Source organism: Pseudomonas sp. R38(2017), assembly GCF_002112395.1.
In the GTDB taxonomy this organism is placed as follows: domain Bacteria; phylum Pseudomonadota; class Gammaproteobacteria; order Pseudomonadales; family Pseudomonadaceae; genus Aquipseudomonas.
Map to the genome: position 1 here is coordinate 68275 of NZ_NEHN01000004.1, position 25713 is coordinate 93987.

22 protein-coding genes are annotated in these 25713 nt (G+C 61.0%); 13 read left to right on the plus strand and 9 right to left on the minus strand.

Annotation, left to right across the window (positions count from 1 at the left end):
• Positions 1–118: 118 nt before the first annotated feature.
• The 4 genes from CAF87_RS10200 to aspA form a co-directional block, all read right to left on the minus strand.
• Entirely contained in the window at positions 119–1117 is a 999-nt protein-coding gene (locus CAF87_RS10200; RefSeq protein WP_085731327.1) for an AraC family transcriptional regulator, read from the minus strand.
• 168 nt (positions 1118–1285) lie between these two features.
• Positions 1286–2290: an asparaginase gene (locus CAF87_RS10205; RefSeq protein WP_085731328.1), complete on the minus strand. Its 1005-nt coding sequence runs from the start codon at positions 2288–2290 to the stop codon at positions 1286–1288.
• Between the two features lie 99 nt (positions 2291–2389).
• On the minus strand, positions 2390–3835 hold the full coding sequence (locus tag CAF87_RS10210) for a sodium:alanine symporter family protein (RefSeq protein WP_085731329.1): 1446 nt from the start codon (positions 3833–3835) through the stop codon (positions 2390–2392).
• Positions 3836–4277: 442 nt separating this feature from the next.
• The gene (gene aspA, locus CAF87_RS10215) at positions 4278–5702 is read right to left on the minus strand and encodes an aspartate ammonia-lyase (protein WP_085731330.1); all 1425 of its coding nucleotides are present in this window, start codon (positions 5700–5702) and stop codon (positions 4278–4280) included.
• 180 nt (positions 5703–5882) lie between these two features.
• Here aspA and CAF87_RS10220 point away from each other — a divergent pair, with 180 nt between their 5' ends.
• On the plus strand, positions 5883–6794 hold the full coding sequence (locus CAF87_RS10220; protein WP_085731331.1) for a LysR substrate-binding domain-containing protein: 912 nt from the start codon (positions 5883–5885) through the stop codon (positions 6792–6794).
• Between the two features lie 99 nt (positions 6795–6893).
• Here CAF87_RS10220 and CAF87_RS10225 read toward each other — a convergent pair whose 3' ends face one another.
• Positions 6894–7508 (minus strand): hypothetical protein, encoded by a 615-nt coding sequence (locus tag CAF87_RS10225; protein ID WP_085731332.1) that lies wholly within the window; start codon positions 7506–7508, stop codon positions 6894–6896.
• 515 nt (positions 7509–8023) lie between these two features.
• Here CAF87_RS10225 and purE point away from each other — a divergent pair.
• The 4 genes from purE (at position 8024) to CAF87_RS10245 (ending at position 10592) form a co-directional block, all read left to right on the plus strand.
• The gene (gene purE / locus CAF87_RS10230; protein ID WP_007954291.1) at positions 8024–8515 is read left to right on the plus strand and encodes a 5-(carboxyamino)imidazole ribonucleotide mutase; all 492 of its coding nucleotides are present in this window, start codon (positions 8024–8026) and stop codon (positions 8513–8515) included.
• A 10-nt stretch (positions 8516–8525) separates the two neighbouring features.
• Positions 8526–9608: a 5-(carboxyamino)imidazole ribonucleotide synthase gene (locus tag CAF87_RS10235; RefSeq protein WP_085731333.1), complete on the plus strand. Its 1083-nt coding sequence runs from the start codon at positions 8526–8528 to the stop codon at positions 9606–9608.
• A gap of 111 nt (positions 9609–9719) precedes the next feature.
• Positions 9720–9965: a GlsB/YeaQ/YmgE family stress response membrane protein gene (locus CAF87_RS10240; protein WP_085696742.1), complete on the plus strand. Its 246-nt coding sequence runs from the start codon at positions 9720–9722 to the stop codon at positions 9963–9965.
• A gap of 90 nt (positions 9966–10055) precedes the next feature.
• Complete coding sequence (locus tag CAF87_RS10245; RefSeq protein ID WP_085708811.1) at positions 10056–10592, plus strand: DUF3299 domain-containing protein; 537 nt, start codon at positions 10056–10058, stop codon at positions 10590–10592.
• A gap of 48 nt (positions 10593–10640) precedes the next feature.
• Here the strand turns inward: CAF87_RS10245 and CAF87_RS10250 are convergent, their stop codons facing one another.
• Both CAF87_RS10250 and CAF87_RS10255 read right to left on the minus strand, forming a co-directional pair.
• The gene (locus CAF87_RS10250) at positions 10641–11540 is read right to left on the minus strand and encodes a D-hexose-6-phosphate mutarotase (protein WP_085731334.1); all 900 of its coding nucleotides are present in this window, start codon (positions 11538–11540) and stop codon (positions 10641–10643) included.
• Between the two features lie 59 nt (positions 11541–11599).
• Positions 11600–12004 carry an acyl-CoA thioesterase gene (locus tag CAF87_RS10255; protein WP_003229628.1) on the minus strand — a complete coding sequence of 135 codons (405 nt, stop codon included), beginning with the start codon at positions 12002–12004 and terminating at the stop codon, positions 11600–11602.
• A 379-nt stretch (positions 12005–12383) separates the two neighbouring features.
• Between CAF87_RS10255 and CAF87_RS10260 the strand changes: the two genes are divergently transcribed.
• The 8 genes from CAF87_RS10260 to CAF87_RS10295 all read left to right on the plus strand — a co-directional run bounded on the left by CAF87_RS10260 (position 12384) and on the right by CAF87_RS10295 (position 22962).
• Complete coding sequence (locus tag CAF87_RS10260; protein WP_085731335.1) at positions 12384–13682, plus strand: MFS transporter; 1299 nt, start codon at positions 12384–12386, stop codon at positions 13680–13682.
• Between the two features lie 153 nt (positions 13683–13835).
• Positions 13836–14837: a phosphate ABC transporter substrate-binding protein PstS gene (locus CAF87_RS10265; RefSeq protein WP_085731336.1), complete on the plus strand. Its 1002-nt coding sequence runs from the start codon at positions 13836–13838 to the stop codon at positions 14835–14837.
• 424 nt (positions 14838–15261) lie between these two features.
• On the plus strand, positions 15262–17295 hold the full coding sequence (locus CAF87_RS10270) for an ABC transporter permease subunit (RefSeq protein ID WP_170929587.1): 2034 nt from the start codon (positions 15262–15264) through the stop codon (positions 17293–17295).
• Positions 17296–17310: 15 nt separating this feature from the next.
• On the plus strand, positions 17311–18981 hold the full coding sequence (gene pstA, locus CAF87_RS10275) for a phosphate ABC transporter permease PstA (RefSeq protein WP_085731338.1): 1671 nt from the start codon (positions 17311–17313) through the stop codon (positions 18979–18981).
• A gap of 82 nt (positions 18982–19063) precedes the next feature.
• Positions 19064–19897, plus strand: a complete 834-nt coding sequence (gene pstB, locus CAF87_RS10280) for a phosphate ABC transporter ATP-binding protein PstB (RefSeq protein ID WP_065258233.1) — start codon at positions 19064–19066, stop codon at positions 19895–19897.
• 74 nt (positions 19898–19971) lie between these two features.
• Positions 19972–20733 (plus strand): phosphate signaling complex protein PhoU, encoded by a 762-nt coding sequence (gene phoU / locus CAF87_RS10285; protein ID WP_007954334.1) that lies wholly within the window; start codon positions 19972–19974, stop codon positions 20731–20733.
• Between the two features lie 190 nt (positions 20734–20923).
• Complete coding sequence (locus CAF87_RS10290) at positions 20924–21880, plus strand: response regulator (RefSeq protein ID WP_085731339.1); 957 nt, start codon at positions 20924–20926, stop codon at positions 21878–21880.
• Between the two features lie 185 nt (positions 21881–22065).
• On the plus strand, positions 22066–22962 hold the full coding sequence (locus CAF87_RS10295) for a M23 family metallopeptidase (protein ID WP_085731340.1): 897 nt from the start codon (positions 22066–22068) through the stop codon (positions 22960–22962).
• Positions 22963–22968: 6 nt separating this feature from the next.
• Here CAF87_RS10295 and CAF87_RS10300 read toward each other — a convergent pair whose 3' ends face one another.
• Together CAF87_RS10300 and phoR are read right to left on the minus strand one after the other, a co-directional pair.
• Entirely contained in the window at positions 22969–24309 is a 1341-nt protein-coding gene (locus CAF87_RS10300) for a hemolysin family protein (RefSeq protein ID WP_007954342.1), read from the minus strand.
• 111 nt (positions 24310–24420) lie between these two features.
• Positions 24421–25707, minus strand: coding sequence for a phosphate regulon sensor histidine kinase PhoR (phoR, locus tag CAF87_RS10305; protein WP_256576007.1), 1287 nt, complete (start codon positions 25705–25707; stop codon positions 24421–24423).
• Positions 25708–25713: the final 6 nt, after the last annotated feature.

Below are 25713 nucleotides of genomic sequence, written 5' to 3' on the forward strand. Positions count from 1 at the left end.
CAGGGCTGATTCGGTTGACCCCAGTGTTGCGGCGCGGGGCGAATCGGAGAACGGCCAGAGAGGCCAAAAGGGGATCGATATGGCCAAAAGTACTGACCTGATATCGCCCCTCAACGGTTTAACCGTGTGGACGGAACTGACTCGGCGCCACGCCGCTCCAGCGCACGAAGGCATGGCGGAAGCTCGCGGTCTCGCTGAAACCGAGGGTTTCGGCAATGCGGTAAATCGGCAACTGGTCTTCGCAAAGCATCTGCTTGGCCCGTTCGAAGCGCAGTTCGTCGAGCAGCTCCTGATAGCTGCAACCCATGTCTTTCAGGTGCCGGCGCAAGGTGCGCGGCGAGCAGTTCATCTGCTGCGCCAGGCCCTCCAGCCCCGGTGCGGCATTGAGTTGCGCAGTGAGCAACTGGCGGATTCGCCCCAGCCACGCCTGCCGGCCGGTGAACTCGGTGTTCTGCTTGCGGCAACGTTCGGCCATGGCCTGATGGGTAATGATGTCAGCCAGCGGCAACGCTTGATCGAGCCAGCGCCGGTCGAAGGCGAAGGCGTTGTCCTTGGCGCCGAAGTGCAGGGGCGCCTTGAAGTGCTCGGCGTAGCTGTCGCGATAGTCCGGCGCGGTGTGCTCGAAGCGGGTGGCGAGCAGCGGTAGTGGATGACCGAGCAAGTCGTCACAGATGACTTTCAGCGACACCAGACAGAACTCGGCATTGAACACTGCCATCGACGGACTCTCGCGGTAGTCGGCGGCGACGAACCAGACACGCTCGCCGTCGTCTTCCAGGCTCAGCTCGAAAAGTGTTCCCAGCAACGCCGGATAACGGATCGCCAGCCGCAAAGCGTCACCGAAGGTGGCACAGGTCAGCAGCGCGTAACCGAGGATGCCGTAGCAGGAAACATGCATGCGCCGGCCCAGTTCCAGGCCGATGTCATGCTTGAGCGCGACCGCGTTGGCACAGACCTGCATCTCCTGATTGGTGGTGATGCGGGTGTCGGCCCGGCTCAGATCCGCCGCGCTGATGCCACTGCCGGCGAGCAGTGCTTCGCTGGACAAGCCTTCAGACTTGAACGTGTTGAGGATCAGCGAGACCGCATTGAGCGTGGTGAGGTGGGAGTGGAGCATAGGATCTTCCAGCCTTGGGGTGCTGGAAATGGCAGCAAGTTGCATGCCGGACGAAGAGTCAATTGTGGGAGCGGGCTTGCTCGCGAATGCGTTGTGTCAGACGACATCAACGTATCTGATATACCGCTTTCGCGAGCAAGCCCGCTCCCACAGGATGATGACGTGGTCTCAGACCAACTCGCCGCACAGGTCGAGTTCGACCAGACGCCGTACTTCAGCCGTCTCAAGGCCTGCCCCCAGCAAAGCGTTCAGCTTGCCGAACGCCGCCTCACGAGTCATGCCGCCACCGGACAACACGCCAACGCCACGCAAGCGGCTGCCGGCTTCGTAGATATCCAGTTCCACACCGCCTTCATGGCACTGCGTAACCGCAACCACCACCACGCCCTTATCCCGCGCCCGGCCGAGGCTGGCGAGGAACTCCGGGTTGTCGCTCGGCCCGGTGCCACTGCCGTAGCATTCCAGCACCAGACCTTGAATGCCGCTGTCGAGCAGGCCGTCGATGATCTCGGCGCCGATGCCCGGGAACAGCGGCAACACCGCCACCCTGGCCAGTTGCTTGGGCTGGTTGTAGCTCAGCGCGGCTGGCAGGGACGTGGCTTTCACGCCGCCGCCCTGACGTTCCAGACGTTTGAACGGATGACGGCCGAAGCTGCGCACTTTTGCGCAACGGGTCGGCGCCAGCAGTTCGCCGTGGAAATACAGATGCACACCCGGCGCCAGGCCGTGGCCGAGGGCGACCAGCGCGCCGCTGAGGTTTTCCCAGGCGTCGCTGTCGGTAACACCCGCCGGCAGCATCGAGCCGGTGAAGCACACGCGGGCATGCAGGCCGAGCAACTGGAAGCTCATGGCGGCGGCGCTGTAGGCCAGGGTATCGGTGCCGTGCAGGATCAGCACGCTGTCGCAGCCTTGCACATCGACGGCGTCGACGACGGCTTCGCGCAGTTGCTGCCAGTAGGCCGGGGTCATGTTGGCGCTGTCGATCAGCGGCGACATCTCGCGAAAGCGCCACTGCGGTACGACCAGTTCAGGCTGGCTATGCAGGTAGTCGCGCATCCGCGCTTCAAAACCGGAGGCCGGGGCCAGACCGTTGGCGCTGGCCTGCATGCCGATGGTGCCACCGGTGTACAGCACCATGACGTGCTGGGCGGCAGGGTAAGTCGAGGAATTCATGGGGAGTTCTCCTGAACGAAGACAGCAGGCGGTCGAGCATGACGCTGACCGCCGCTTGTGTCACGCCGGGCGCAGGACCTGCGCCCGGTTTTTTCCCGATCAGCGTTGCGCTGCTGGGATGCCTTGCGCCTGAACGTCAGCCTTGGCAGCCGCCGACGGGCTGGTTGGCCAGGCCTTCAGGTCCAGGTCAAGGTCGGCGAATTTGCTGGAGTCGAACACGGGTTGATCGACACCGGCGCGGCGTTGTTCGTCGTAGTCGCGCATCACACGCATGCCAACCTTGAACAGCAGGGCCAGGGCCACCAGGTTGACGAAGGCCAGGCAGGTCATGGTGATGTCGGCGAAGGCGAACACGGTCGACAGGTCCTGCATCGAACCCCAGACCACCAGCGCCAGCACCAGACCGCGGAACGTCATCAACGCGACACGGTTGCGGGTGAGGAACTGCAGGCTGTTTTCGCCCAGGTAGTAGTTGTAGAGGATGCAGGTGAAGACGAACAGCGACAGCGCGACGCTGACGAACATGCGGCCCCAGTCACCGACCACGGCGGCCAGCGAGTTCTGGGTGAGGACGATGCCGTCACCTTCGAAGCCCGGGGTGTAGAAGCCCGACAGCAGGATCAGCAGCGCGGTGCAGGTGCAGATCACGAAGGTGTCGAGGAACACGCTGAACGCCTGAACCACGCCCTGGGCACCAGGGTGCTTCACGGCCGCCACGGCGGCGACGTTCGGCGCACTGCCCAGGCCCGCTTCGTTGGCGAACACGCCACGCTTCACGCCCATGACGATGGCGCTGCCGAGCAGTCCACCGAAGGCCGGGTCGAGACCGAAGGCGCTCTTGAAGATGGTGACCAGCATGGCCGGTACGTGTTCGATCTGGGTGCCGATCACGTACAGGGTCACGGCGATATAGGCCAGGGTCTTGATCGGTACCAGCAGGTCGGACACCGAAGCAATACGCTTGATGCCGCCGATGAAGGTAATGGCCAGCAGCACCGCCAGGACGATACCGGTGTGTTGCGGGTCAAAGGCAAAGGCGTTTTGCAGCGAGTGAGTCACGGTGTAGGACTGCAGGCCGATGAAGGCAAAGCCGTAGGTGACCAGCAGCAGGATCGAGAACACCACCGCCATGCCCTTGAGCTTCAGGCCGTGCTGGATGTAGTAGGCCGGACCACCACGGTACAGGCCGTCGCCATCGGCGCGCTTGTAGACCTGGGCCAGGGTACATTCGAAGAAGCTGCTGGACATGCCGACCAGTGCGGTCACCCACATCCAGAACACCGCACCCGGACCACCCAGGGTCACGGCGATACCGACACCGGCGATGTTGCCTGCACCGACGCGGCCGGCGAGGCTGAGCATCAGGGCCTGGAACGAGCTGAGTTGCCCGGCGCTGCCTTTGAGGCTGTCGCGGAACACCGCGAACATGTGGAAGAAGTGGCGCAATTGAACGAAACGCGAGCGAATCGTGAAGTAGCTACCGAGCCCGACAATGAGCACGATCAGTACTTTCCCTGAGAGGAAGTCGTTGATGACTTCGAGCATGGATTTTTCCTCGCTGTTTATTGTGTAAGCAAATGCTGGATGGTCGGAAACACCGCGTTACACCGGTGTGCGCGCGGCACAACGGGCGAGGCGAGGGTTTCGTCCCGGATCCATATCGCGGGTTTGTTATTAGTTCGGGTTTCGCATGGGTTATGGCCTCGTTACCGACGACCGCTCACGCGAAGAGGGGCGGCACTATACCGATCAGTGCGGCGCCCGTCTGCACGGTTGTGGTGCAAGCGACGAAACGAGGCTTTGAAACACCCGACGTTACCGGCGTCGGGTTTGTGTGAAAGCTGATTTGTGGTCAGCTTCCATACATACGGTTCTCAGGTTCAAACAGTTAAAAAAAAGGGCTTGGGGAATGATCCCCAAGCCCTCAAAAGGTGAGAGGTGTCTAGTCCCTCGACCTGGTGAGCGGTGCTACAAGTAACGCGTCGAATCAGGCCTTCAGAGGCACCAGACGCGGAGCAATCATGTTTTCCGGGCGCAGGATGTCGGCGAGCATGGCGTCGTCGAGCAGACCTTCTTCGCGCACCAGTTCCAGCACGCCGCGGCCGCTTTCAAGGGCGATACGGGCGATGCGGGTGGCGTTTTTGTAGCCGATGTACGGGTTCAGTGCGGTGACCAGACCGATAGAGTGTTCGACCAGTTCGCGGCAGCGCGCTTCGTTGGCGGTGATGCCGACGATGCAGTGCTCGCGCAGCATGTCCATGGCGCGTTGCAGCAGACGGATCGAGTCGAGGATCTTGAAAGCGATCAGCGGCTCCATCACGTTCAGTTGCAGTTGGCCGCCTTCGGCTGCCATGGTCAGCGCCAGATCGTTACCGATGACCTGGAAGGCCACCTGGTTCACGGCTTCCGGGATGACCGGGTTGACCTTGCCTGGCATGATCGAGCTGCCTGGCTGACGCGCCGGCAGGTTGATTTCGTTGATGCCGGTGCGCGGGCCGCTGGACAGCAGACGCAGGTCGTTGCAGATCTTCGACAGCTTGACCGCGGTACGCTTGAGCATGCCGGAGAACAGCACGAAGGCGCCCATGTCGGAGGTGGCTTCGATCAGGTCGGCGGCTGGAACCAGCGGCTGACCGCTGATCAGTGCCAGACGCTGTACGGCCAGGGCCTGATAGCGCGGGTCGGCGTTGATGCCGGTACCGATCGCGGTGCCGCCCAGGTTCACTTCGGTCAGGACTTCCGGAGCCAGTGTTTTCAGACGGGCCAGGTCTTCGCTCATGGTGGTGGCGAAGGCGCGGAACTCTTGACCCAGGGTCATCGGTACGGCGTCTTGCAGCTGGGTACGGCCCATCTTCAGGACGTGATTGAATTCTTCACCTTTGGCCGCGAACGCCTGAATCAGGCTGTCGAGGCTGGCCAGCAGCGCGTCGTGACCCAGCAGCAGACCCAGACGGATCGCGGTCGGGTAGGCGTCGTTGGTCGACTGCGCCATGTTCACGTCGTCGTTCGGGTGCAGGTACTGGTACTCGCCTTTCTGGTGACCCATCGCTTCCAGAGCAATGTTGGCGATCACTTCGTTGGCGTTCATGTTGGTGGAGGTACCGGCGCCACCTTGAATCATGTCGACCACGAACTCTTCGTGGAAATCGCCGCGGATCAGACGTGCACAGGCTTCGCTGATGGCAGCGTGCTTGGCTTCGCTCAGGTGACCCAGCTCACGGTTGGCGTCAGCAGCGGCCTGTTTGACCATTGCCAGACCGACAACCAGCTTCGGGTAGTGCGAAATCGGAACGCCCGAGAGGCGGAAGTTGTTCACCGCTCGCAGGGTCTGGATGCCGTAATACGCTTGAGCAGGGACTTCCAGGGAGCCAAGCAGGTCGTTTTCTGTGCGGAATGATGCAGCGGAGGACATGATAGAAATCATCTCGATATGGACCCGGTCTGTGCCGGAACGCTGCGAATGCTAGGCTTGTGGGAGTTTTTGGGCCAATGCTGTTAAACACTGCCCTATGCACATTCGGCATAATGCCCGTGTGACGCCGCGTGTGCGGCAGACGTGTGACCTGTTTTGGTGCGTGTCCGGGAGGACGTGATGAATCTGGAAAGCAAATGGCTCGAGGACTTCAGTGCCCTGGCCGCCACCCGCAGCTTCTCGCAGGCGGCCGAACGGCGCTTCGTGACCCAGCCGGCTTTCAGCCGGCGGATCCGCAGCCTGGAAGCGGCGCTGGGCCTGACGCTGGTCAACCGATCGCGCACGCCGGTCGAGCTGACGGCAGCGGGGCAACTGTTTCTGGTGACCGCGCGCACCGTGGTTGAACAGCTCGGTGAAGTGCTGCGCCATTTGCATCACCTGGAAGGCGGGCAGGGCGAAGTGATCCAGGTCGCGGCGGCGCACTCGCTGGCGCTCGGTTTCTTCCCGCGCTGGATCGCGCAACTGCGCACCGAAGGCCTGAACATCGCCACACGGCTGGTGGCGACCAATGTTGGCGACGCGGTGCATGCACTGCGCGAAGGTGGTTGCGATCTGATGCTGGCGTTCTACGACCCGGACGCGGCCATGCAGATGGACCCGGAGATTTTTCCGTCGCTGCACCTGGGCCAGACCGAGATGCTTCCGGTGTGCTCGGCGGACGGCAACGGCAAACCGTTGTTCGATCTGGAAGGCGAGGCCAGCGTGCCGCTGCTGGCCTACAGCGCCGGGGCGTTTCTCGGGCGCTCGGTAAATGGTTTGCTGCGCCAGCGTCAGCTGCGCTTCACCACGATCTATGAAACTGCCATGGCCGACAGCCTTAAAAGCATGGCCCTGGAAGGATTGGGCATCGCCTGGGTTCCGCAACTGAGCGTGCGTGCCGAACTTGCCCGGGGTGAACTGGTGGTCTGTGGTGGTCCCCAATGGCACGTGCCACTGGAGATTCGACTGTATCGCTGCGCACTGGTGCGCAAGGCCAACGTGCGGTTGTTGTGGCGCAAGCTGGAGGGCGGTGCGGCGAGTGGCAATAACTGAATGAAAGCGGAGACGAATCCTGTGTTTCGCCTCTGCCAAGTCGGATGAGCTTGATTAAAATACGGGAGCTCGTGGGGATGCGGCAGGTTTGCATCAGTCTCAATCGTCGTCCCAGTCGACTTCGGGGCGCGGCACGGCTCGCTGTGCAATCGGTTTATCCAGGTAATTGCGAATGTTTTCTCTATTTTTATCACTGAAGCGCTTGGCGTTGCTTCGAAGTGGTGAGAAGTCATCATCCGTCATGATTGTTTCGCTCCACCAGCCGTTGTACAGGATTTCGCTGTCTTCATGAGTTGCGCCGAACATGTGGCCTGCTTCGTGAGCAGGAACCATGTCGCTTCTTATCGAGGCTAAACTCGCGTAACCCTTGTTTTGTGCAATTCCCATTGTGCTCTGATTTATATTGTCGCGGGTCAGCAGTAGGTACTTGTTGAATCTGGTGTGTGAGTCTTTCAGGAGCTGGGAGCCGAAATGGCTTCTTAATTTTTCTGCCCAAGCGTCCAAAGAACCGGCGGCAGACATTTTTTTATAATCAAAGCCACTCAAGGTTTCTGCTTCTGACGGGCTGAACATATTGACTGATAGCTTGCGCCCGGAGAGTTCCTGGATTTCGTCGGTAAACCAGGAAAAATGGGTATTGTACAAGCCCCGTCTGCTGTCGTCCGATAAGTCCTCATGGATGAAGACATTCAGTGTTAAAGGCTGTTTGGCCATGTTCGGATCCTTTGGATGATTTCAATTGACTTGATAGTGACGGGCAGGCGTGATGGTGCCGACTGTCCCGCCATTGCGGTTTCGGAAGTGCTTTTAATATAGATTTGTTGCTGTGCAATATAAGTTGTTTGTTTTTGGCTTTTTAGTGGGTTCTTTGTTTTTTAAGTTCGAGTTTGGTTGTATATCATTTAAATTTTATTGTGGCTCCTGGGGATGTTTTGATTTTTATTACATGAAGTCATGCGGTAATTTGAGTACGCACTCCATTCGACCTGTTGATCATGTTTTTCGCGTGAAAAAACGAAGCCATATTCTTGAACCTCGAGTCAGCAAAATGTGTGTTTCCGGACAGATGACAGATGGTCGCATCGGGGGCTGTTTATTGCTTTCTTTGCGGTATACTGCGCGGCCTTCGGCCGGTTCGTCCGGCCATTTTTCCTACAACAAGCCACGCAATCTGCGTGGCTTGTTGTTTTTGACGCGCCTGCGGGCGCCCAGAGAGAAGAGGCGCGACGATGAGTGCACTGGTTGGCGTGATCATGGGCTCCAAGTCCGATTGGTCCACCCTTAGCCACACCGCCGATATGCTGGAAAAGCTCGGCATCCCGTACGAGGTCAAGGTGGTTTCTGCCCACCGCACCCCGGATCTGCTGTTCCAGTACGCTGAAGAGGCCGAAGGCCGCGGCATCGAGGTGATCATCGCCGGTGCCGGTGGTGCGGCCCACCTGCCAGGCATGTGTGCGGCCAAGACCCACCTTCCGGTGCTGGGTGTACCGGTGCAGTCAGCCATGCTTTCGGGCGTCGATTCGCTGCTGTCGATCGTGCAGATGCCGGCCGGCATTCCGGTTGCCACCCTGGCCATCGGCAAGGCGGGCGCGATCAACGCCGCATTGCTGTCGGCGAGCATCCTGGGCGCCAAGCATCCACAGTTCCACGCGGTACTGAAAACCTTCCGTGCCGAGCAGACGGACAGCGTCCTGGACAATCCAGACCCACGTATTGCCTGAGGTTGTTGAGATGAAGATCGGTGTAATCGGTGGCGGCCAGTTGGGTCGCATGTTGGCCCTGGCGGGCACCCCGCTGGGTATGAACTTCGCTTTCCTCGACCCTGCGCCGGACGCTTGCGCCGCTGCGCTGGGCGAACACCTGCGGGCCGATTACGGCGATCAGGATCACCTGCGTCAACTGGCCGATGAAGTCGATCTGGTGACTTTCGAGTTCGAAAGCGTCCCGGCTGAAACCGTGGCGTTCCTTTCGCAATTCGTACCGGTCTACCCGAGCGCCGAAGCCTTGCGCATCGCTCGTGACCGCTGGTTCGAGAAAAGCATGTTCAAGGACCTGGGGATTCCGACCCCGGCGTTCGCCGATATCCAGTCGCAAGCCGATCTGGACACCGCCGTCGCTGCGATCGGTCTGCCGGCGGTGCTGAAAACCCGCACTCTGGGTTACGACGGGAAGGGCCAGAAAGTCCTGCGCAAGCCGGAAGACGTGGTCGGTACGTTCGCCGAGCTGGGCAGCGTGGCCTGCTTGCTGGAAGGCTTCGTGCCGTTCACCGGCGAAGTGTCGCTGATCGCCGTGCGTGCCCGCGATGGCGAGACGAAGTTCTATCCATTGGTGCACAACACCCACGACAGCGGCATCCTCAAGCTGTCGATTGCCAGTACCGATCACCCGTTGCAGGCCCTGGCTGAAGACTACTCCAGCCGCGTCCTCAAGCAGCTGGACTATGTCGGCGTGATGGCGTTCGAGTTCTTTGAAGTCGACGGTGGCCTCAAGGCCAACGAAATCGCCCCGCGCGTGCACAACTCCGGGCACTGGACCACTGAAGGCGCCGAGTGCAGCCAGTTCGAAAACCACCTGCGGGCGGTTGCCGGTCTGCCGCTGGGTTCGACCGCCAAAGTCGGCGAAAGCGCGATGCTCAACTTCATTGGCGTTGTTCCGCCGGTCGAGAAAGTCATCGCGATCGACGATTGCCACCTGCATCACTACGGCAAGGCTTTCAAGGCCGGGCGCAAGGTCGGTCACGCCAACCTGCGCTGCAAGGACAAGGCGACCCTCGAGCAGCAGATCCTCAAGGTCGAAGCGCTGATCGCCGAGTAACGACAGTTTCATCTGGCAGCGGCGGAACCATTAAGGGCCGCCGTTCTCTGATGGCAGGATGCCAAAGTCTGACTAGGCTTTCGCATATCGACCAATTCAGAGGGAAATGCCATGGGAATTATCGGAACCATCTTTATCGGCCTCATCGTCGGCCTGCTGGCGCGGTTCCTGAAACCGGGCGATGACAGCATGGGCTGGATCATGACCATCCTGCTGGGTATCGGCGGTTCGCTGGCAGCCACTTACGGCGGCCAGGCCCTGGGCATCTATCAGGCGGGTCAGGGCGCAGGCTTCATCGGCGCGCTGGTCGGCGCGATCATCCTGCTGGTGATCTACGGCCTGATCAAAAAGAACTGATCCAAAGCGACAAAGCCCTCTCTGCCAAAACGGTGGAGAGGGCTAGAATGCTCGGCGATTTACTGTTTCCTTTTTCCTACGAGCATCTTCATGCGCCGTCTTCTGTTGACTCTCCTTTTGCTGGGCAGCGGTCTGGCCCACGCCGGCGAACTGCCGGAAACCGACTGGCTGGAACTGATGCCCAAGTCGGATCAGAAAGCCCTCGAGGCCATGCCTGAAATCGACCACAACTCTCCGGAAGCCACCGGCACCTTCACCCAGAAAGGCGGGATGAAACAGGCCAAGGGCTTGCCGGCGGTGATGTACTCGACCAAGACCGTGGCGTCGATGAACGACAAACATATCCGTATCGGTGGTTATCCGGTGCCGTTGGAGTCCGACGCCAAGGGCCGCAGCACGCTGTTCTTCCTCGTGCCGTACCCGGGCGCGTGCATCCACGTACCGCCGCCGCCGCCGAATCAACTGGTGCTGGTGCGTTATCCAAAGGGCCTGAAACTGGACGACATCTATACACCGCTGTGGGTGACCGGCACGCTGAAGATCGAAAAGGTCAGCAACGACCTGGCCGATGCGGCGTATGCGCTGGAGGCGGACAAGGTGCGGGTGGTGCAGGAAAAGGATCTGTAATCTCGAGCAGCAAAAAAAATCGCAGCCCCAGGGCTGCGATTTTTGTTTTCAGAGTGGCTGGCTGCTGACGCTGACGCCCATGGTGTGGCTGGCCTTCGGTGCCAGGGTCACCACATCGTCCATCACGTTCGCCGTCTCGATGCACAGCATGCGCTGCCAGCCATCGTTGTCCATGTCGCTGAACGCGGCGGCGCGGTCGATCCACGGGTTCCAGATCACCGCCGTGCGTGAACCGGTAGCGGTCAGCATAATCCGCCGTTCCCAAGCCGGGTCGACGATGCTCAGTTGCGGCGGAGCGTCGAGGTAGATGCGGTCGGTTTCCCCGGCAAAGCACAGGTCGCCTTGCTGGGTGTGGGTGTTCCAGTTATCCAGCGTCTCGATGTAATCCAGGCCGTCCACGCCTTCGACGCGCACGTTGCGTACGTCGCTGACCGCGAAATAGCTGTGCAGCGCCTGGCTGATGCTGACGGTGTCGGCGCCACGATTGTGGCTGGTCAGGCTGATGTGCAACTGATCGTCGAGGCGCAGGGTCAAGGTCAGGTCGACCTGGTGGGGCCAGCCCGGAAAACCATCTTCTGGGTAGGGCAGCGTGAATTCCACTTTCAGGCTTTCGCCCTCGGTTTCGATACCGCCCAGTTCCCAGTCCATCGCCCGGACAAACCCGTGAGCGGCGGCCGGCTCTTCGCTGACGCGCATCGCCTGCACACTCTGCGGGTTACGGGCGAAGACGCCGAACCACGGCCAGCACACCGGCACGCCGGCGCGGATGCTCTTGCCGGCCTTGAACACCGCCTTGTCGTTCAGCCAGATCAGCGGCGGCTGGCCATCCACCTGATAACTGAGGATGTGCGCGCCTTGCTGGGCCACCAGCACTTCGGCCTGACCGTGGCGGATGCGCCAGCAGTTCAGTTCATCCAGTTTCACGGCTTCAACGTTGGGCGTGTTCATGGGACAACTCTCGAATCAGCAACTTGGGACGACTATCGACCTTGAAACGGCCACGAGGTTTAACGTGCGCGTGGCGGAACCGAACGGGTGCGACCGCTGCCATCGATGGCCACGAACACGAACACCGCTTCGGTCACTTTACGCCACTCGCTGGACAGCGGATCGTCGCTCCACACCTCGACCATCATCTGGATCGAGCTGCGGCCGATTTCCAGGGTCTGGGTATAGAAGGACAATTGCGCGCCGACCGCCACCGGCACCAGGAACGCCATGCGGTCGATGGCAACGGTCGCGACACGGCCACCGGCGACGCGGCTGGCCATTGCAGTACCGGCCAGGTCCATCTGCGCCACCAGCCAGCCGCCGAAAATATCGCCGAAGCCGTTGGTTTCGCGGGGAAGCGCAGTGATTTGCAGGGCCAGGTCGCCTTGCGGGATCGGATCTTCTTGTTCGAGCTCTATCATGCCGGGGGTGCCTCTGACCCGTGACTCTTCGTTGGGTATTGCTGGTGGTAGCCGTCTTCAGGAAAAACGATTCAGCACCGAACATACTACGTTCGTCACGTTTTCCATAAGGCGTCTAAAGGGGAAACTCTGCGAAACCGGCTGGATACACGCGCCAAGGCGACCAACGACGTTTTCGCACAGCAACCCCCTACAGACCGGAGCAAGGTTGCGAGTATATCGGTCGGTAGACTCCGCGACGACCGTCCGGTTCTCATTTCGACCGTCAAATACGCGCCTCTATGTGCTTTTTCGAACAATTTGCTATGGTGCCGAACCTGCCCGAGCCACAGCCAGCGTTGTTGTGGCGGCAGATCCGACTATAAGAGAAGACCTTGCCATGACCACAGCGCCCTCGAGCCTCGCGCAGCCCGACCAACCTGCACGACCGTTGACCCGCAATGACTACAAGACTCTGTCGCTATCGGCCCTGGGCGGTGCGCTGGAGTTCTACGATTTCATCATCTTTGTGTTCTTTGCCACCGTGGTCGGCAAATTGTTCTTCCCGGCCGACATGCCCGAGTGGCTGCGCCTGATGCAGACCTTCGGCATCTTCGCCGCCGGTTACCTCGCGCGGCCGTTGGGCGGGATCGTGATGGCGCACTTCGGCGACCTGCTGGGGCGCAAGAAGATGTTCACCCTGAGCATTTTCATGATGGCCGTGCCGACCCTGATCATGGGCCTGTTGCCGACCTACGCGCAGATCGGCATGTGGGCGCCGATCCTGCTGTTGTTGATGCGCGTCATTCAGGGTGCGGCGATTGGCGGTGAGGTGCCGGGGGCGTGGGTCTTCGTTTCCGAACACGTACCTGGAAAGCACATTGGTTATGCCTGCGGCACCCTGACCAGCGGCCTGACCGCCGGGATCCTGCTGGGCTCGCTGGTCGCCACCGCGATCAATAGCATCTATACGCAAGTGGAAGTCTCGGATTACGCCTGGCGGATTCCATTCCTGCTCGGCGGCGTGTTCGGCCTGTTCTCGGTTTACCTGCGTCGCTGGCTGCACGAAACCCCGGTGTTCGCCGAACTGCAACAGCGCAAGGCCCTGGCCGAAGAAGTGCCGCTGCGCGCGGTGCTGCGTGACCATCGCGGTGCGATCGCCATCTCGATGCTGCTGACCTGGCTGCTGTCCGCCGGCATCGTCGTGGTGATCCTGATGACCCCGACCGTGCTGCAGACGGTCTATCACTTCTCGCCGACGATGGCGCTGCAATCCAACAGCCTGGCCATCGTCTTCCTGAGCCTGGGCTGCATCATTTCCGGCGCGCTGGCGGATCGCTTCGGTGCCGGTCGCGTTTTCGTGTTCGGCTGCCTGGGGTTGTTGATCAGCTCTTGGACCTTCTATCACAGCCTCGCCGATCACCCGGACTGGCTGTTCCCGCTGTATGCGCTGACCGGTTTCCTGGTCGGCACCATCGGTGCGGTGCCGTACGTGATGGTCAAGGCGTTCCCGCCGGTGGTGCGCTTCAGCGGTCTGTCCTTCTCTTATAACGTCGCCTACGCGATCTTCGGCGGCCTGACCCCGATGGTGGTCAGCCTGCTGCTGAAAGAAAGTGCGATGGGGCCTGCCTATTACGTGGCCGTGCTGTGCGGGATGGGGATCCTGGTCGGCGCCTGGCTGTGGAGCAAGGGCCGCTGATTCATCCCACACGTTCGGTTACATCTGAAAGGCCAGCCTTCCGACAGGGATGCTGGCCTTTCATCCAATTGTCATATTTCAGCCATAGAGTGTTCACACGGCCTGCTGATACTTGGCCCCGACTTAACACCCCCTATCTGCTAGGAGTAAGGCATGAAACTGAAGCGTTTGATGGCGGCAATGACTTTTGTCGCTGCTGGCGTTGCGACCGCCAACGCGTTCGCCGCTGTTGACCCGTCGATCCCGAGCTACACCAAGACCACTGGTGTGTCGGGCAACCTGTCCAGCGTCGGCTCCGATACCCTGGCCAACCTCATGACCTTGTGGGCCGAGAACTACAAGAAAGAATACCCGAACGTAAACATCCAGATTCAGGCCGCTGGCTCCGCCACCGCGCCACCTGCGCTGACCGAAGGCACCTCCAACCTGGGCCCGATGAGCCGCAAGATGAAGGACACCGAACTGGCGGCCTTCGAACAGAAATACGGCTACAAGCCAACCGCTATCCCGGTTGCCGTGGACGCCCTGGCTGTATTCGTACACAAGGACAACCCGATCCAGCACCTGACCATGGAACAGGTTGACGCGATCTTCTCGTCCACCCGTCTGTGCGGCGCCAAGGCCGAAGTGAAAACCTGGGGCGACCTGGGCGTGACCGGCGACCTGGCCAACAAGCCGGTTCAGCTGTTCGGTCGTAACTCGGTATCCGGCACCTACGGCTACTTCAAGGAAGAAGCCCTGTGCAAAGGCGACTACAAGCCTAACGTCAACGAACAACCAGGCTCGGCTTCGGTCGTGCAGTCGATCAGCTCCTCGCTGAACGGCATCGGTTACTCGGGCATCGGCTACAAGACCGCCAGCGTGAAAACCGTTGCTCTGTCGAAGAAAGGCAGCACCGATTTCATCGAAGACACCGAAGAAAACGCCCTGAACGGCAAGTACCCGCTGTCGCGTTTCCTGTACGTTTACGTCAACAAAGCCCCGAACAAGCCTCTGGCCCCGCTGGAAGCCGAGTTCGTGAAACTGGTTCTGTCGAAACAGGGCCAGGAAGTGGTAGTGAAAGACGGCTACATCCCGTTGCCAGCCAAGGTTGCTGCAAAAGCACTGGCTGACCTGGGTCTGCAGGAAGGCGGCGCTGAAGTCGCAAAAAAGTAACAAACTGAGTCAGGGGTGAACCCCGCCTGACTCATGTGTGGGGCCCGGCCCGCAAGCGGCCCGGCCCCCACACTCCCCGAATTCTTCTATCCACTGCCAGTGCCCTGCTGGCGGCGGATTTGGTGCGTCACTGCATTGTCATCTTTCTGTCATACAGGATCGCTAGGGTGTGCGCATGAATGATCTGGCCAATTCCAAAATGACTACGAACCCTCCCAAGCGCATTGACTTCAATACGCCTGAGTTGCAACGCAAGCGCCGCATTCGCGCGCTCAAGGATCGCTTCACCCGCTGGTACGTCCTCGTCGGCGGTCTGGCGGTACTGGCAGCCATCACCCTGATCTTCTTCTTCCTCGCCTACGTCGTTGCGCCACTGTTCAAGGGCGCTGACCTGACTGCGAAAGACGCTATCACCCCGGCCTGGATGCAGGACGCCGGCAAGCCACTGATGATTTCGCTCGAAGAGCAGAATCAGGTGGCCATGCGCGTTTCCGACAAGGGCCAGGCGCTGTTCTTTGATATCGACAGTGGCGCTGAATTGAAGCGCGTCGATCTGCCGTTGCCGGCAGGCACCAGTGTGACCTCCATCGGCGAAGACCAGCCGGGCCATCCGTTGGTGGCCGTGGGTCTGTCCAACGGTCAGGCGCTGGTGTTCCGTCACACCTATAAAGTCAGCTACCCGGAAGGCAAGAAAACCATCACCCCGGCGATCGAGTTCCCGTACGGCGAGACGCCGATTGCGCTGAACGAAAGCGGCGGTGCGCTGGAGCACGTCAGCCTCAACGCCTCCGACTCGACCCTGATGCTGGTCGGCTCCACCGGTTCGCAACTCAATGTGTTGTCGCTGACCAGCGAAGAAAACATGATGACCGGCGAAGTCACCAACGAGCAGAAGCGCATTGATCTGCCGCAGATGACTGAACCGGTTAAAAACATCTTCGTCGACCCGCGCCAGCAATGGCTGTATGTGGTTAACGGTCGTGCTCAGGCCGACGTGTTCAGCCTGCGCGACAAGAGCCTCAACGGTCGCTACAAGCTGCTGGAAAACGCCGACGCGCAAGTCACTGCCGCCACTCAACTGGTGGGTGGCATCTCGCTGATCGTCGGCGACTCCACCGGTGGCCTGGCCCAGTGGTTCATGGCCCGCGACACTGATGGCGAGCTGCGCCTGAAGCAGATCCGCACCTTCCAGATGGGCAAGACGCCGATCGTTGAAATCACCGCTGAAGAGCGTCGCAAAGGCTTCCTCGCACTGGATGCCAGCGGCAAGCTTGGCGTGTTTCACAGCACCGCGCATCGCACCTTGCTGGTTGATCAGGTGGTCGAAGGACAGGGCCTGTTCGGTCTGTCGCCACGCGCCAACCGTGTGATCGTCGAGGCCGGCGGCAAGCTGCAACCGCTGTTGCTCGACAACCCGCACCCGGAAGTATCGTGGAGCGCGCTGTGGAGCAAGGTCTGGTACGAGAACTACGACGAGCCTAAATACGTCTGGCAATCGACTGCGGCCAACACCGATTTCGAACCGAAACTGAGCTTGTCGCCACTGACCTTCGGCACCCTGAAAGCCGCGTTCTACGCGATGCTGCTGGCGGCACCACTGGCCGTTGCCGCTGCGATCTACACCGCGTACTTCATGGCCCCGGGCATGCGCCGCAAGGTCAAGCCAGTGATCGAGCTGATGGAAGCGATGCCGACGGTGATCCTCGGCTTCTTCGCAGGTCTTTTCCTCGCACCGTATGTGGAAGGGCATCTGCCGGGCATCTTCAGCCTGCTGATGCTCCTGCCGATCGGCATCCTGGTGGCCGGTTTCACCTTCAGCCGCCTGCCTGAGTCGATCCGCCTGAAAGTCCCGGACGGCTGGGAGAGTGCGCTGCTGATCCCGGTGATTCTGTTTGTGGGCTGGCTGTCGCTGTACATGAGCCCGTTCATGGAGAACTGGTTCTTCGGCGGTGACATGCGCATGTGGATCTCCCACGACCTGGGCATCACCTACGACCAGCGCAACGCACTGGTGGTCGGTCTGGCCATGGGCTTCGCGGTGATCCCGAACATCTACTCAATCGCCGAAGACGCCGTGTTCAGCGTGCCGCGCGGCCTGACCCTGGGCTCGCTGGCCCTCGGTGCCACGCCGTGGCAGACCATGACTCGCGTGGTCATCCTGACCGCCAGCCCGGGCATCTTCTCGGCACTGATGATCGGCATGGGCCGTGCGGTCGGTGAAACCATGATCGTGCTGATGGCCACTGGCAACACCCCGGTCATGGAAATGAACCTGTTCGAAGGCCTGCGCACCCTGGCCGCCAACGTTGCGGTGGAAATGCCGGAGTCGGAAGTCGGCGGCAGCCACTACCGCGTGCTGTTCCTCTCGGCGCTGGTGCTGCTGTTGTTCACCTTCGTCATGAACACCCTCGCGGAACTGATTCGTCAGCGTCTGCGCAAGAAATACTCGTCGCTTTAAGAAAGGTAGAAGTCTGTGAAGCAGAACTCCCTGAATGGATGGTTCAAGAGCGGCGCCCCGGGCGTCTGGATCAGCGGTGGCGCGGTGTCCATCGCGGTCATCATGACCATTGGCCTGCTGGCGGTGATTGCCGTGCGTGGTCTGGGTCACTTCTGGCCGGCGGACCTGATCCACGCCAGCTACAACGTCCCTGGCCAAGGCAATCACCTGGTCATCGGCGAAGTGGTGCAGAAGGAAGAAGTGCCCCGCGCACGCCTGAAGAGCGCCGGCTTGCCGGTGCCTGACCAGGGCCCGGAATTCATGACCCGCGAGCTGATCAAGGTCGGCAACCGCGACCTGAACGGCAACGACTTCACCTGGATCGTCGGCGAGTGGCTGATTGACCAGAAGAACCCGCCGGAGCTGATGGCGCTGGAGCGTCGTGAGTGGGGCAACTTCTACGGCTACCTGGTCAACGTCAAACAGGACGGCAAAGTGATTGCCGAGGGCGAAGCGGCCTGGCCCGAGCTGCAAGCGCGGATCAACCGCGTGAACGGCCTTGCCGCGCAGCTCAAGACCCTGGAAAAAACCGACATCGGCGCGATCAACGCCGGTCTCGAGCGCATCCGTCTGCACGGTCGCAAACTGGAACTGGAAGGCAAGCTCGACGCCACCGCGCAAGCGGACATGGACGCCGAACGTGCCGAGCTTAACGCCCGCTATCAGGACGTCGAAGCCCGTCTGGCCGATCTGCACGCGCAATTCAACCGCGACGCTTTGACCGCTCGCGATGCCAACGGCAAGGAAATCGAAATCGGCCTGGGCAAAGTGGTTCACGCCTACCAGCCGAACGCGATGGGCACCTTCACCAAGGTCGGCTTCTACTTCAACAAGGTTTGGGAGTTCCTGTCCGACGATCCGCGTGAAGCGAACACCGAAGGCGGGATTTTCCCGGCGATCTTCGGCACCGTGATGATGACTTTGATCATGGCGATGATCGTGACCCCGTTCGGCGTGCTGGCGGCGGTCTACCTGCGTGAATACGCCAAACAGAACACCCTGACCCGGGTTATCCGGATCGCGGTGAACAACCTGGCGGGTGTTCCTGCGATTGTTTACGGCGTGTTCGGTCTGGGCTTCTTCGTTTACGTGCTGGGCGGTTCGCTCGACCGTCTGTTCTTCCCGGAAGCGCTGCCGGCACCGACCTTCGGTACGCCGGGTCTGCTCTGGGCGTCGCTGACCCTGGCGCTGCTGGCGGTGCCGGTGGTGATCGTGGCCACCGAAGAAGGTCTGGCGCGGATCCCGCGCACCGTGCGTGAAGGCTCGCTGGCCCTCGGCGCGACCAAGGCTGAAACCCTGTGGAAGATCGTTCTGCCGATGGCCAGCCCGGCCATGATGACCGGCATGATCCTCGCGGTGGCCCGCGCCGCCGGTGAAGTGGCGCCGCTGATGCTGGTGGGTGTGGTGAAACTGGCGCCGTCGCTGCCGGTTGATGGCAACTACCCGTACCTGCACCTGGATCAGAAGATCATGCACCTGGGCTTCCATATTTATGACGTCGGCTTCCAGAGCCCGAACGTTGAAGCCGCGCGACCGCTGGTGTACGCCACCGCGTTGCTGCTGGTGCTGGTGATTGCCGTGCTCAACTTGTCGGCGGTGTGGATTCGTAACCACCTGCGCGAGAAGTACAAGGCGCTGGACAGCTGATCGCCGTTACAAGAATTGAAGGGCTGCCGGCCTGATTCCCGGCAGCCAACCGAACCGAATTTGTTAGCACAGGGGATCTCCCATGCAGCACGAAACACATACCCACGGCATCAACATGTCTGCCCTGGGCCGCGACAAGCAGAGCCTGAACCTCGAGCAGGAAACCGTGGCCATCGAAGTGCCGGGCCTGAGTCTGTTCTACGGCGAGAAACAAGCGCTGTACGACGTCAGCATGAACATCCCGAAACAGCGCGTGACCGCCTTCATCGGCCCGTCCGGCTGCGGCAAGTCCACGCTGCTGCGTACCTTCAACCGCATGAACGACCTGGTGGACGGCTGCCGCGTCGAAGGCGCGATCAACCTCTACGGCAATAATATCTACCGCAAGGGCGAGGACGTGGCCGAGCTGCGTCGCCGGGTCGGCATGGTGTTCCAGAAGCCCAACCCGTTCCCGAAAACCATCTACGAAAACGTGGTCTACGGCCTGCGCATCCAGGGCATCAACAAGAAGCGCATCCTCGACGAAGCCGTCGAGTGGGCGCTGAAAGGCGCGGCCCTGTGGGACGAAGTGAAAGACCGCCTACATGACTCGGCACTCGGCCTGTCCGGCGGTCAGCAACAGCGTCTGGTGATCGCCCGCACCATCGCCGTGGAACCGGAAGTGCTGCTGCTCGACGAACCGTGCTCGGCCCTCGACCCGATCTCGACCCTGAAAGTCGAAGAGCTGATCTACGAACTCAAATCCAAGTTCACCATCGTCATCGTGACCCACAACATGCAGCAGGCGGCGCGGGTGTCCGACTACACCGCGTTCATGTACATGGGCAAACTGGTGGAATTCGGCGACACCGATACCCTGTTCACCAATCCGGCCAAGAAGCAGACCGAAGACTACATCACCGGTCGTTACGGCTAGCAGACACTGGTTGTCGCTCACTGAATTGACGCTGCGGCCCGCCGCACCTTACCGGACGCTCCAAGGACGCCAACATGATTAGTAAAGAAGGCCTTACCCATCACATTTCCGCGCAGTTCAACGCCGAACTGGAAGAAGTGCGCAGCCACCTGCTGGCCATGGGCGGGCTGGTCGAGAAGCAGGTCAACGACGCGGTCACCGCGCTGATCGAGGCCGACTCGGGCCTGGCCCAGCAAGTGCGCGAGATCGACGACCAGATCAACCAGATGGAACGCAACATCGACGAAGAATGCCTGCGCATTCTGGCCCGTCGTCAGCCGGCGGCGTCCGACCTGCGTCTGATCATCAGCATTTCCAAGTCGGTGATCGATCTTGAGCGCATCGGCGACGAAGCGACCAAGATCGCCCGTCGCGCGATCCAGCTTTGCGAAGAAGGCGAGGCACCGCGCGGTTACGTCGAAGTGCGCCACATCGGCGACCAGGTGCGCAACATGGTCCGCGATGCGCTGGACGCCTTTGCCCGCTTCGACGCCGACCTGGCGTTGTCGGTGGCGCAGTACGACAAGATCATCGACCGCGAATACAAGACCGCCCTGCGTGAGCTGGCGACCTACATGATGGAAGACCCGCGCTCTATCTCGCGGGTCTTGAGCATTATCTGGGTGCTGCGTTCGCTGGAGCGGATCGGCGACCACGCGCGCAATATTTCGGAGCTGGTGATCTACCTGGTGCGCGGCACCGACGTGCGCCACATGGGCCTCAAGCGCATGAAGGAAGAAGTTGAAGGGACAAGCGGCGAAACCGCTAATGTTCCGGGCGATGCTGACGATAAGTAAGATTGCCTGAGAAAAGCGCCCGGCCCTTTGGCCGGGCGTTTTTGTTTCTGCTTTTCAGAAGGCAGATCCGAGTTGAAGAGCGAATTAAAAAGCAGCACCCGCGAACGAAAAGTCCCGGCGTGACTGAAGAGTTTTGGCAATGTGCCATCAGCCAGCGTTATGCTTGCCGGGATTTTAATAGGGGTGTTGGATGAGCAAGATCAGTGTGTTGGTCGTGGACGATGCATCGTTCATTCGTGACCTGGTGAAAAAGTGCCTGCGTAATTACTTCCCGGGGATCCGCGCCGAGGACGCCATCAACGGCAAGAAGGCTCAGGCCATGCTGGCCAAGGAAGCCTTCGACCTGGTGCTGTGCGACTGGGAAATGCCGGAAATGTCCGGCCTCGAACTGCTGACCTGGTGCCGTGAGCAGGACAACCTCAAGACCATGCCGTTCATCATGGTCACCAGCCGGGGCGACAAGGAAAACGTCGTGCAGGCGATCCAGGCCGGCGTCACCGGATACGTCAGCAAGCCGTTCACCAACGAGCAACTGCTGACCAAGGTCAAGCAGGCCCTGAACAAGGTCGGCAAGCTCGACACCCTGATGAACAGCGCTCCGACCAAGATGAACTCGGCATTCGGTAACGACTCGCTGAGCGCGTTGACCGGCGGCAAGGCTGCCGTGGTCGGTTCCGCACCGGCTGCTGCTGCGGCCAACCCGCTTGCCAAGCCTGCCGCTGCGGCCCCGGCACCTGCCGCCGCGCCACAGCGTGGCCTGCTCAACAGCCCGCCCGTGAAAGCCCCGGCAGCCTCCAGCGCTCCGGCCGGTGGTCGCGGTCAGGGCCAACTGCGCCTGCCGAGCGGCACCCAGCAATGCGTGATCAAGGCCCTGAGCATCAAGGAAGCGCTGTTGGTGGTGAAACGCACCGACACCCTGCCGCAGATCCTCGACAGTGCCGTGCTCGATCTGGAGCAGGGCGACAACGCCGAAATCGCCCGCCTCAACGGCTACCTGCATGCCGTCGTCGCCCACGAGCCGAAACCCGACAGCGACTGGTTGCAACTGACCTTCCGCTTCGTCGACCAGGACGCGCAGAAGCTCGACTACATCTCCCGCCTGATCGCCCGCGGCACGGCGCAGAAGCACTTCGTTCCGGGCGCGTAAGCGTCGAGGCGAAAAAGGTCGCAGCCTGGGTCAGCCCCGCAAAGGAGAGTATTCCTATGCGTGAGCGGCCCCGGGCTGCGGCCTTTTGTTTTGTGCTGTGCCAAATTTGAAACATCTGTCGACTAGCCTGGTCTGCTTCAGCTGCTAGGCTCATTCCCAGGCCTTACTCGACAGAACTTTTGCCCATGCTCCTGCGCCTGCTGTTTTTCTGTGGTCTGTTCATGGCCTCCACCTCGACTGTGGCCATGACGATCTACAAATCCACCGATGCCAACGGAGTGGTTTCGTACAGCGACCGTCCGAGCAAAGGCTCCCAGGTGTTCGTGTTTCAGGACCGGATGGTCGAGAGGCTCGAGCGTCAGGTCTATCTCGACATCAAGAAGCAGAAGGGCACGGACGTGGTATTCGTGCGCAACGACCTGTATGCACCGGTGGAGGTCGCGCTGGCGTTCACCGGGATGAGCAATGTGCGCGGTGCGCCGACGGAAACGATCCGCCGGGTACTGCCGGCGCGCAGCAATACGCGGCTGGCGCTGCTGACGGCGGTGTCCGGTGGCAAGCCGCTGGTGTACACGCCGATGTTCCAGTATTCCCTCGGTGACCCCGCAGGTGCGGCTCAGAGCTATCGCTATCCGTTTCCGTGGCGGGGCGGACCGTTCCGTCTGAGTCAGGGCGCCAATGGCGATTACAGCCACTACGGGCCGAAGAACAAATATGCGATGGATATCGCCATGCCGGTCGGTACGCCGATCATCGCGGCCCGGGCTGGCGTGGTGGTGAAGACCGAGAATTCCCAGAGCGGGCGCGGTACCGATCCTTCCGGCAATTTCGTACGGATCCTGCACGACGACGGCACGATGGGCGTGTACCTGCACCTCAAGCAAGGGTCGGTGAGTGTGCGGGAAGGGCAGCGAGTGGCGGTGGGCAGTCCGCTGGCGCTGTCCGGCAACACCGGCAACAGCAGCGGCCCGCACCTGCACTTCGTGGTGCAGCGCAATACAGGAGGGGGGCTGGTATCGATTCCGTATCAGTTCAACCAGCCGCTGGGGGCATTGCCCAACTTTGCGTTGGGCAAGCGGTAATCCCCGTCAGTCGAGCATCAGCACCTTGGCCAGAATGATCTTCGGGCCTTTCATCTTCTTGATGATGATCCGCAGGCCTTCGACTTCCAGCACTTCTTCCTCTTCCGGTACTCGTTTCAGGGTTTCGTAGATCAGCCCGGCGAGAGTTTCGGCTTCGATGTGGTCCAGGTCGATACCCAGCAGGCGCTCGACCTTGAACAGCGGCGTATCGCCCCGCACCAGCAGTTTGCCTGGCTGGTAGGCGAGGATGCCGCGCTCGGCCTTGCGGTGTTCGTCCTGGATGTCGCCGACCAGCACCTCCAGCACGTCTTCCATGGTCAGGTAGCCGATGATGTTGCCGTCGGCTTCTTCAACCACCGCGAAGTGCGAGCCGCCCTTGCGGAACTGCTCAAGCAACTGCGACAGCGGCATGTGCCGCGATACGCGTTCCAGCGGTCGGGTCAGTTCGGCGAGGTTGAACGACTCTGGAATGTGATCCAGCGCTGCCAGTTCCAGCAGCAGGTCCTTGATGTGCAGCAGGCCGACGAACTCCTTGCGCTCGCTGTCGTACACCGGATAGCGGCTGAACTTGTGGCGACGGAACATCGCCAGGATTTCTTTCAGCGGGGCGTTGAACTCGAGGGTGATCAGGTCTTCCCGGGAGTTGGCCCAGTCGACCACTTCCAGTTCGCCCATTTCCACCGCCGAGGCCAGCACGCGCATGCCTTGGTCGCTTGGGTCCTGGCCGCGGCTGGAGTGCAGGATCAGTTTCAGTTCTTCACGGCTGTAATGGTGCTCGTGATGCGGGCCGGGCTCGCCTTGCCCCGCGATGCGCAGGATGGTGTTGGCGCTGGCGTTGAGCAGGTAGATCGCCGGGTACATGGCCCAGTAGAACAAGTACAGCGGCACCGCCGTCCACAGCGACAGCAATTCGGGTTTGCGGATCGCCCAGGATTTGGGTGCGAGTTCGCCGACCACGATGTGCAGGTAGGAAATGATGAAGAACGCGGTGAAGAACGAAATGCCTTTGACGACTTCGGCCGACTGCACGCCGACCGCGCTCAGCAGCGGCTCGAGAATGTGCGCAAACGCCGGCTCACCGACCCAGCCCAGGCCGAGGGAGGCGAGGGTGATACCGAGCTGGCACGCCGAGAGGTACGCATCGAGCTGACTGTGTACGGTGCGCAGGATATGCCCGCGCCAGCCGTGCTGTTCAGCGATGGCTTCGACCCGGGTCGAGCGCAGTTTGACCATGGCGAACTCCGCCGCAACGAAGAAGCCGTTGAGCAGAACCAGGATCAGAGCGAAAAGAATCATGCCGAAATCGGCGAATATTGTTGCGAGGGACAAGCCAGGGGAAGGGTCCATGATGGAGTTATGCGGGTTCCGTGTGATTCGTAAGAGATAAGAAATCGCGCCTGATAGGCAGGCGCAAGTCAGCCAATGTAGCGGCTGACCTGGCGATTGCCTAGTCCGGCATTACTCAGCGGCGCTGATGAGCCGTGCCTGGGCGACCTGCGCCGGGGCGAAATGGCAGGTGAACGTGCTGCCGTGGCCGGGCACGCTGCTGATCTCCATCCGCGCACGATGGCGCAGCAACACGTGTTTGACGATGGCCAGGCCCAGGCCCGTGCCGCCGGTGTTGGAGTTGCGACTGGAGTCGACGCGGTAGAAGCGTTCGGTCAGGCGCGGCAGGTGTTTGCTGTCGATGCCGATCCCGGAATCCTGCACGCTCAGGTGCGCGCCCTGATCGTCGCCCCACCAGCGGATGCGGATATTGCCTTCGGCCGGGGTGTATTTGACGGCGTTGAACACCAGGTTGGAAAACGCGCTGCGCAGTTCCGCCTCGCTGCCCTTGAGCAGGATGCTGGCGTCGGCTTCCAGGGTGATTTTCTGATTTTTCGACCCCGACAGCTGCTGTGCATCGCTCTTGATCGACTGCAACAGGGTGTCGATGTGCACGGGCTGGTTGTCCGACGGGTAATCGGTGGCTTCCAGCTTGGCCAGCAGCAGCAAGTCATTGAGCAGGGTTTGCATGCGCCCACCCTGTTGCTGCATCTGCTGCAGGGCACGGCTCCAGCGCGGGTTCACTTCCTCGACGTTGTCGAGCAGGGTTTCCAGATAGCCGCAGATCACCGTTAGCGGGGTGCGCAGCTCGTGGGAGACGTTGGCGATGAAGTCTTTGCGCATCTGTTCCAGTTGATGGATGCGCGTGACGTCGCGCACCAGCATCAAGTGTTCGTTGTTGCCGTAGCGCGTGAGGTACAGCTGGATGCGCACGCGGTCGTTGGTCGGCGAAGGGATTTCGAGCGGTTCGGCGTAGCTTTCCTGCTCGAAGTATTCCTTGAAGCGCGGATGGCGGACCAGGTTGGTCACCGGCTGGCCGCTGTCTTGCGGGGTTTTCAGGCCGAGCAGGGTTTCGGCGGCGCGGTTCCACCATTCCAGGTTGCCGTCGCTGTCGAGCATGATCACCGCGTCTTTCAACGCAGCGGTGGATTCCTGAACGCGGTCGATCACCGCTTGCAGTCGCCCGCGTACCCGTTGGTCGCGGCGTTGCAGGTGGTAGATGCTGTCGAACACTTCACCCCACAGACCGTAGCCGTCGGGTGGTGCTTCATCGGGTTGGTGCAGGCGCAGCCATTCGTGCAGGCGCAGCAGTTGCTTGAGCGTCCAGGCCAGGTACAGGCCCAGCCCCGCCGCGAGGCTCCAGCCGTAGTAGCCGGTGATCAGGCCGATCACCAGGCAGCCGGTGACCAGCAACAGCATGTGGCG

Bases quoted from the DNA above. Each gene is read 5' to 3' on its own strand.
- CAF87_RS10265 (WP_085731336.1), top strand. From the start codon at position 13,836: ATGAAACTGAAGCGTTTGATGGCGGCAATGACTTTTGTCGCTGCTGGC.
- CAF87_RS10200 (WP_085731327.1), bottom strand. From the start codon at position 1,117: ATGCTCCACTCCCACCTCACCACGCTCAATGCGGTCTCGCTGATCCTC.
- CAF87_RS10255 (WP_003229628.1), bottom strand. From the start codon at position 12,004: ATGATAGAGCTCGAACAAGAAGATCCGATCCCGCAAGGCGACCTGGCC.
- CAF87_RS10235 (WP_085731333.1), top strand. From the start codon at position 8,526: ATGAAGATCGGTGTAATCGGTGGCGGCCAGTTGGGTCGCATGTTGGCC.
- CAF87_RS10260 (WP_085731335.1), top strand. From the start codon at position 12,384: ATGACCACAGCGCCCTCGAGCCTCGCGCAGCCCGACCAACCTGCACGA.
- aspA (WP_085731330.1), bottom strand. From the start codon at position 5,702: ATGTCCTCCGCTGCATCATTCCGCACAGAAAACGACCTGCTTGGCTCC.
- CAF87_RS10270 (WP_170929587.1), top strand. From the start codon at position 15,262: ATGCAGGACGCCGGCAAGCCACTGATGATTTCGCTCGAAGAGCAGAAT.
- phoR (WP_256576007.1), bottom strand. From the start codon at position 25,707: ATGCTGTTGCTGGTCACCGGCTGCCTGGTGATCGGCCTGATCACCGGC.
- CAF87_RS10290 (WP_085731339.1), top strand. From the start codon at position 20,924: ATGAGCAAGATCAGTGTGTTGGTCGTGGACGATGCATCGTTCATTCGT.
- pstB (WP_065258233.1), top strand. From the start codon at position 19,064: ATGCAGCACGAAACACATACCCACGGCATCAACATGTCTGCCCTGGGC.
- CAF87_RS10300 (WP_007954342.1), bottom strand. From the start codon at position 24,309: ATGGACCCTTCCCCTGGCTTGTCCCTCGCAACAATATTCGCCGATTTC.
- CAF87_RS10240 (WP_085696742.1), top strand. From the start codon at position 9,720: ATGGGAATTATCGGAACCATCTTTATCGGCCTCATCGTCGGCCTGCTG.
- CAF87_RS10245 (WP_085708811.1), top strand. From the start codon at position 10,056: ATGCGCCGTCTTCTGTTGACTCTCCTTTTGCTGGGCAGCGGTCTGGCC.
- CAF87_RS10205 (WP_085731328.1), bottom strand. From the start codon at position 2,290: ATGAATTCCTCGACTTACCCTGCCGCCCAGCACGTCATGGTGCTGTAC.
- CAF87_RS10250 (WP_085731334.1), bottom strand. From the start codon at position 11,540: ATGAACACGCCCAACGTTGAAGCCGTGAAACTGGATGAACTGAACTGC.
- purE (WP_007954291.1), top strand. From the start codon at position 8,024: ATGAGTGCACTGGTTGGCGTGATCATGGGCTCCAAGTCCGATTGGTCC.
- CAF87_RS10220 (WP_085731331.1), top strand. From the start codon at position 5,883: ATGAATCTGGAAAGCAAATGGCTCGAGGACTTCAGTGCCCTGGCCGCC.
- CAF87_RS10295 (WP_085731340.1), top strand. From the start codon at position 22,066: ATGCTCCTGCGCCTGCTGTTTTTCTGTGGTCTGTTCATGGCCTCCACC.
- CAF87_RS10210 (WP_085731329.1), bottom strand. From the start codon at position 3,835: ATGCTCGAAGTCATCAACGACTTCCTCTCAGGGAAAGTACTGATCGTG.
- CAF87_RS10225 (WP_085731332.1), bottom strand. From the start codon at position 7,508: ATGGCCAAACAGCCTTTAACACTGAATGTCTTCATCCATGAGGACTTA.
- phoU (WP_007954334.1), top strand. From the start codon at position 19,972: ATGATTAGTAAAGAAGGCCTTACCCATCACATTTCCGCGCAGTTCAAC.